Here is a 7,087-nt window from a genome sequence, read left to right as displayed (position 1 = left end):
AAGCGCCGCACCAAGGGCATGATCGCCCGCGAAGCCGGCATCGAGCCGCTGGCCGACAAGCTCTTTGCCGACCCGATGCTCGACCCGCAAGCCGAAGCCGCTGCGCTCATCAACGCCGAGGCCGGTTTCGCCGACGCGTTCGCCGTGCTCGATGGCGTGCGCGACATCCTCTCCGAGCGTTGGGCCGAAGACGCCGACCTGATCCGCAAGCTGCGCGACTGGCTGTGGGACGAAGGCCTGTTCCAGTCCAAGCTGATGGCCGGCAAGGACGAGAACCACCCAGACGTCGCCAAGTTCCGCGACTACTTCGATTACGACGAGCCGATCCGCACTGTGCCTTCGCACCGCGCACTGGCCGTCTTCCGCGGTCGAACGCAGGAGTTCCTCGACGCCAAGCTGGTGCTTGACGAGGAAGTGGTGCCAGGCAAACCGACGATGGCGGAAGGCCGCATTGCCATCCACCTGGGCTGGTCGCACAAGAAGCGCCCGGCCGACGAGCTCATTCGCAAGTCGATCGCCTGGACCTGGAAGGTCAAGCTCAGCCTGAGCCTGGAGCGCGACCTCTTCACCCGCCTGCGCGAAGCCGCCGAGGCCACCGCCATCAAGGTTTTCGCCGAGAACCTGCGCGACCTGCTGCTGGCCGCGCCCGCCGGCAAGCGCGTGGTCATGGGCCTGGACCCGGGCATCCGCACCGGCGTGAAGGTGGCCGTGGTCAGCGACACGGGCAAGGTGCTGGACACCAACACCGTCTACCCGCACGAGCCGCGCAAGGACTGGGAGGGTTCGATCCACACCCTGGCCAAGCTGTGCGCGGCGCATGGCGTCAACCTGATCGCCATCGGCAACGGCACGGCCAGCCGCGAAACCGACAAGCTCGCGGCCGACCTGATCAAGCGTTTGCAACAGCTCGCGCCCGGCGCGGTCATCGACAAGGTGGTGGTCAGCGAGGCTGGGGCTTCGGTTTACTCGGCTTCGGAGTTCGCCAGCAAGGAGCTGCCTGATCTGGATGTGAGCCTGCGAGGCGCCGTCTCCATCGCCCGTCGTTTGCAAGATCCGTTGGCCGAGCTGGTCAAGATCGACCCCAAGAGCATCGGCGTGGGTCAGTACCAGCACGACGTCAACCAGAGCGAGCTGGCGCGCACGCTGGTCGCGGTGGTGGAAGACTGCGTCAACGGCGTCGGCGTGGACCTCAACACCGCCTCGGCGCCGCTGCTTTCGCGCGTGTCTGGCCTGAGTTCGGCGGTGGCCAACAGCATCGTGCGCTGGCGCGACGCCAACGGTGCATTCAAGAACCGCAAGCAGTTGCTGGATGTCGCTGGCCTCGGCGCCAAGACCTTCGAGCAGGCAGCGGGCTTTCTGCGCATCCGCGATGGCGACAACCCGCTGGACTTCTCGGGCGTGCACCCAGAAACCTACCCCGTCGTGCAGAAGATGCTGGCGCAAACGGGCAAGACCGCGCAGGAGCTCATCGGCAAGTCCGACGTGCTGCGCTCGCTCAAGCCCGAGCTGTTCGCCGATGAGAAGTTCGGCGTGATCACGGTCAAGGACATCCTGGTCGAGCTGGAAAAGCCTGGTCGTGACCCGCGCCCCGACTTCAAGGTGGCGCGCTTCAACGATGGCGTCGAAGACATCAAGGACTTGAAAGAAGGCATGGTGCTCGAAGGCACGGTGTCCAACGTGGCGCAGTTCGGCGCCTTCGTTGACTTGGGCGTTCACCAGGACGGCCTGGTTCACGTGAGCCAGCTGTCGAACAAGTTCGTCAACGACGCGCGCGAGGTGGTCAAGACGGGCGACATCGTCAAGGTGCGGGTGCTGGAGGTCGATCTCTCGCGCCAGCGCATCTCTCTGACGATGAAGCTCGATGCGGCCGTGCCCAAGCAGGGTGCGCCGGGTGGCGCGCGCGACAACAGCTTCAGGCCTGCAGCTCGCCATGAGCGGCAAGGTGGAGGCGGGCGAGGGCAGTCGCCTCAGCCGCAGGCGGCATCGGCGATGGCTGCGGCATTTGCCAAGCTGAAGAGGTGATTGGCTTTGGGGGCTTGCGGCGGTTGGTGCGTGGCCCGGTGGGTGGGGCAGGGCCGGAGCAGGCGCCCCTGTCCCCCATCTCATCGCTACACCGTGGCAAGCCCTTCAACCCACCCCACCCCGGTGTCACCCGAAGCGGCGTGTCATGCGCGTTGATCAGGGCTTCCAGCGCAGCAACCGCAACCCATTGAACACCACCAGCAGGCTCGCCCCCATGTCGGCGAACACCGCCATCCACAGCGTGGCTTGGCCGGTGAAGGCCAGCACAAAAAACACCGCCTTGATGCTCAGCGCCAGAACGATGTTCTGCCACAGCACGTTGGCGGTCTCGCGGCTCAGGCGGATGTAGGCCGGCAGCTTGCGCAGGTCGTCGTCCATGATGGCGACGTCAGCGGTCTCCAGCGCCGTGGCGGTGCCGGCTGCGCCCATCGCCAGGCCCACGTCCGAGCGAGCCATCGCCGGGGCGTCGTTCACGCCGTCACCCACCATGGCCACGCTGCCGTGGCTGGCCTTGAGCGCGGCAATGGCATCGAGCTTGTCCTGCGGCAACAAGCCACCTCGTGCATCGGCCAGACCGAGCTGACGCCCCACGTGTCCGACGCTGACCGGGTTGTCCCCGCTGAGCATCACGGTGTGCACACCCAGTGAGCGCAGGGCAACCAGCGCCTCACGGGCGTGCTCGCGCACGGTGTCGGCCACGCCCAGCACCGCCACCGCTTCCGACTCGTTGAACAGCACGAAGGCGGTTTTGCCTTGCTGCTCCAGGGCTTGCAGGTGGGCCATGGCATCGTCATGCTGCATGCCTTGTTCGGCCATCAGGCGTGGGTTGCCCAGCCACCAGCGGTGCCCATCGATGAGGCCGCTCACGCCGCGCCCGCTGAGCAATTGAAAGTCGCTGACCGGCAGCAGCTGGGCCTCAGGGCCCGCACCGGAGCGCCACCCGTTCACCACCGCCCGCGCAACCGGGTGACTGCTGTGTTCGTCCAGGCTGGCAGCCACCCGCAGGGCTTCGGCCGTGCCCCAGCGCCCAAGGGGCTCGCAATCGGTCAGGGCAGGGCGGCCTTGCGTCAAGGTGCCCGTCTTGTCCAGCGCCATGGCGCGCAGCTTCTGACCGGCTTCGAGGTGGGCGCCACCTTTGACGAGGATGCCCTGCCGAGCGCCTGCGGCCAGTCCGCTGACCACCGTCACCGGCGTGGACACCACCAGCGCACAAGGGCAGGCGATCACCAGCAGCACCAGCGCCTCATAAAGCCACTCGTGCCAGTCGCTGCCGCTGATCCAGGGGCCCAGCACCGCGATCAACACCGCGATCAACACCACCACCGGAGTGTAGAAGCGAGCGAATTCATCGACAAAACGCTGCGTCGGGGCGCGCTGGGATTGCGCGGCCTGGATGGCCTCCGCCATGCGCGCCAACGTGCTGCGGCCAGCGGCCTCGGTGCTGCGAGCCTCGATGCTGCCGTCTTCGAGCACGCTGCCGGCCAGCAATCGGTCTCCGGTGGTTTTGTCCTGAGGCAGGCTCTCGCCGGTCAGGGCGCTTTCGTTGACGGCTGCTTGACCAGAGATCACCACGGCGTCCAGTGGCACGCGCTCACCGGGCCTGACGCGGATCAAGGCGCCCACCGGCACCGCCGCGACGGGCTGACTGACCCATGCGCTGCCTTGTTTGACCCAGGCCACGTCGGGCGCCAGCGCCGACAGGGCTTGCACCGCCTTGCGTGCGCGCTCCAGAGACAGGGCCTCGATGGCTTCGGCCACCGCGAACAGGAACAACACCATGGCCGCTTCGGCCCACTGACCGATGACCAGCGCACCGCCCACGGCCAGCGTCATCAGGAAGTGGATGTTGAGCGTGAGGTGCCTGAGCGCGATCCAACCCTTTTTGAGGGTGGGGCCGCCAGCCAGCGCGATGGACAGCGCGGCCAGCGACATCACGGGCCAGCTGATTTCGTCCTGCGTGACCCAGGCCACCGCTTCAGCGGCCACCGCAGCCGTGCCTGAGCCCGCCAGCAGCCAGCGTGTCCGCACAGGCACCGCAACGGGCGCAGGCAAGACCGGTTCGTCGGCCTGCAGGCGGCGGGGCGCCATGCCGATCTGTTGCAACGCGGCCTCCAGCCCGCTGGCGTCGTCCAGGCGATGGTGGGCTGTCAACTCTCGCTGCAGCAGGTTGAAGTCCAGCCGCTCGACGCCGCTCATGCTGCCCAGCTTCTGCCGGATCAAACGCTCTTCGGTCGGGCAGTCCATCTGGTCGATTCGCCAGCGGATGGCCGAGGTGCCGGGTGGGGCCGAGGTGGGGAGCGGTGTGGTCGAGGCAGCACCTGCGCTCACGCTCAAATCGGGCGCGCAGCAATCGCCATCGGCATGCCGATGAGCATGGTGGTGCCCATGCGCCGAGCCGTGGTCATGTTCGTGGTCATGGCCGCACGCACCCGAGCTGTCGGCCGCCGGGGCAGACACAGGCTTGATCGGGATGAGGATGGGGCGGCGTGTGGGGGTGGACATGGATGGCGTGTCGGCCCGTCCATTGTGACAGGCCTCAACTCAGCTATGCTCGACCGCGTATGAAGGCCCTGCACATCCACGTGGGCGAGCGCGCCCGCCAGCACATCCTGCAAAACGGCTTGTCGCCGACCGACATCCGCCTCGTGCCGGCCGCAGCCGGTGGCCCCAAGGGCCTGATGCTAACCCACCTCGACCAACACCTCTTCGGAGATTGGTTGCCACAAGGCGGTCACAGCGTGCACCTGGTGGGGGCGTCCATTGGTGCCTGGCGCATGGCCACCGCCGCCATGCCCGACCCCAAGCGCGCCTTCGCAGCCCTGGCCCATGGCTACATCCATCAGCACATCGAGCCCGAAGCGGGGCGGCGCATGCCCGCGGCCTCGCGCATCACGGCCGGCTTCATCGAAACGCTCGAAGGCTTTTTCGGGCAGGACATCGAGGCGCTCATCCGGCACCCTCGCTGGCGCGTGCACGTGCTGACCTCGCGCGGGCGCCAGATCCTGCGGCGCAACAGCCCGGCTCGCACCGCCGCTGGCCTGGCTGGCCTGGCCTTGACCAATGCGCTGTCGCGCAAGGCCGTGGGCCTGTTCCTGGAGCGCCATGTGTTTTCGTCACCGGGCGAAGCCCTGCCGGTGCCACTGCGCGACCTGCCCACGCAGCAGCTCGCGCTCGACCGCGACAACTTCATCCCCGCCATGCTGGCCTCGTGCAGCATCCCCTTCATGCTCGAAGGCGTGCCCAGCATCCCCGGCGCCACGAGGCCGGGCGCGCACTGGGACGGTGGCCTGGTCGACTACCACGTGCATTGGCCCTATGCCAGCATGGGTGAAGGCTTGGTGCTCTACCCGCACTTCCAGCGTCAGGTGGTGCCCGGCTGGCTCGACAAATCGCTGCGCTGGCGCCACCGCGCCACGCCCTGGCTGGACAACGTCGTGCTGCTGTGTCCCAACCCGGACTGGGTGCGCACCCTGCCACGTGGCAAGTTGCCCGACCGCACCGACTTCACCGCGCTGGCGCCCACGCAACGCATGAAGGTGTGGGTCGAGGCGGTGGCGCGCTCGGAGCAGCTCGCTCAAGAGTGGCAGGATTGGTTGAGCCGTGGTTGCCCGGCTGACGCGCTCAAGCCCCTGTGACTAAACTGCTGGCATGACCACCGACCCGATCGTCGCCTTGTTGCTGATCGCGGCACTGATCGCCGCGAGCGCTTTCTTCTCGCTCTCCGAGTTGGCCGTGGCCGCTTCGCGCCGCGTGCGACTGCGCCAGCTGGCCGATGCCGGCGACCCGCGGGCCCACCGCGTGCTGGCCGTGCAGGACGAGCCCGGCGACTTCTTCACTGCCATCCAGATCGGCATGAACGCCGTGGCCATCCTGGGTGGCGTGGTGGGCGAGGGAGCGTTCTCGCCATACTTCACGAGGCTGCTCCATGCGCTGCAACTGGATCCCGCTTACGTCGACACCGCAGCCACCCTGTTGTCCTTCGTGCTGGTCACCAGCTTGTTCATCCTGATCGCTGACCTGTTTCCAAAGCGCCTGGGCATGATCGCGCCGGAGCAGGTCGCGCTGCGCGTGGTGGGCCCCATGCAAACTTTCCTGCGCGTGGTGCGGCCGTTGGTCTGGTTCTTCAAGCGGCTGACCGACGGGCTCTTTCACCTCTTCGGCCTGCCCGAGCGCCGCGATGAAGCCGTCACCTCCGACGACATCCTGGCCATGGCGCAGGCGGGCACCGAAGCGGGTGTGCTCGCCGCCACGGGCCAGCAGGTGATCGAGAACGTCTTCGAGCTCGACACCCGCCTGGTCACCAGCGCCATGACCCCGCGTGACCGCATCGTGCACCTGCTGCTGGGCGACAGCGAAGCCGTCATCCGAGCGCGCATCGAGCAGCAGCCACACTCCACCTACGTGGTGTGTGACGGTGACATCGATCAGGTGGTGGGCTACGTCGACTCAAAAGACCTGCTCAGCCGCGTCTTCAACGGCCAGCCCATCGTGCTGCAGGGCTCGGGCCTGATCAAGAAGGTGCTGATGGTGCCCGAGCGCATCAGCCTGACCGAGGTCCTGGGCCAGTTCCGCCAGGCCTACGAAGACTTCGCCGTCATCGTCAACGAGTACAGCCTGGTGGTGGGCATCATCACCCTCAACGACGTGATGAGCACGGTGATGGGCAGCCTGCTGGCGCCACTGGACGACGAGTTGATCGTGCAGCGCGACGCCGACTCGTGGCTGATGGATGGCGTCACGCCCATCGAGGACGTGCTGCGCGCTCTGAACCTGGACGACTTGCCTCGCCTGGACGAGTACGAAACCCTGGCCGGCTTCATGATGGTGACGCTGCGCCGTGTGCCCCGCAAGACGGACCACCTGAGTTTTGGCGGCTTCCGATTCGAGGTGATGGACGTCGACAGCCACCGCATCGACCAGGTCATGGTCATCCGCGAACGGCCCACCTCGCCAGCGGGCGGTGAAGGGCAGGTCGAGGGCGAAGGCTGAGCGACTGATCTGGCTCAGCGCTCAATCAGCGGCTGGCCGGACGTCAGCCTGCGTCACATCGAGGCGTCGAGCAAGG

The 7,087-nt window shown here is 67.2% G+C and carries 4 protein-coding genes; 3 read left to right on the top strand and 1 reads right to left on the bottom strand.

Features of this window, described 5'->3' with window-relative positions; genetic code table 11:
* Window positions 1–2,022 (top strand): Tex family protein (locus B2W70_RS04360; protein WP_286743234.1); only part of this gene is annotated, 2,022 nt, incomplete at its 5' end.
* Window positions 2,023–2,178: 156 nt separating this feature from the next.
* Here the strand turns inward: B2W70_RS04360 and B2W70_RS04355 are convergent.
* The gene (locus tag B2W70_RS04355; RefSeq protein ID WP_286743231.1) at window positions 2,179–4,524 is read right to left on the bottom strand and encodes a heavy metal translocating P-type ATPase; all 2,346 of its coding nucleotides are present in this window, start codon (window positions 4,522–4,524) and stop codon (window positions 2,179–2,181) included.
* A gap of 59 nt (window positions 4,525–4,583) precedes the next feature.
* On the opposite strand from B2W70_RS04355, the gene B2W70_RS04350 reads away from it, so the two are divergent.
* Both B2W70_RS04350 and B2W70_RS04345 read left to right on the top strand, forming a co-directional pair.
* Entirely contained in the window at window positions 4,584–5,657 is a 1,074-nt protein-coding gene (locus tag B2W70_RS04350) for a phospholipase (protein ID WP_286743229.1), read from the top strand.
* Window positions 5,658–5,670: 13 nt separating this feature from the next.
* Window positions 5,671–7,011, top strand: coding sequence for a hemolysin family protein (locus B2W70_RS04345; protein WP_286743227.1), 1,341 nt, complete (start codon window positions 5,671–5,673; stop codon window positions 7,009–7,011).
* Window positions 7,012–7,087 lie beyond the last annotated feature (76 nt).

Source organism: Aquabacterium sp. UBA2148, from assembly GCF_002328915.1.
In the GTDB taxonomy this organism is placed as follows: Bacteria; Pseudomonadota; Gammaproteobacteria; order Burkholderiales; family Burkholderiaceae_C; genus Aquabacterium; species Aquabacterium parvum.
The sequence above is the reverse complement of the archived record's forward strand: the minus strand, read 5'-3'. Positions and strand labels throughout refer to the sequence as shown.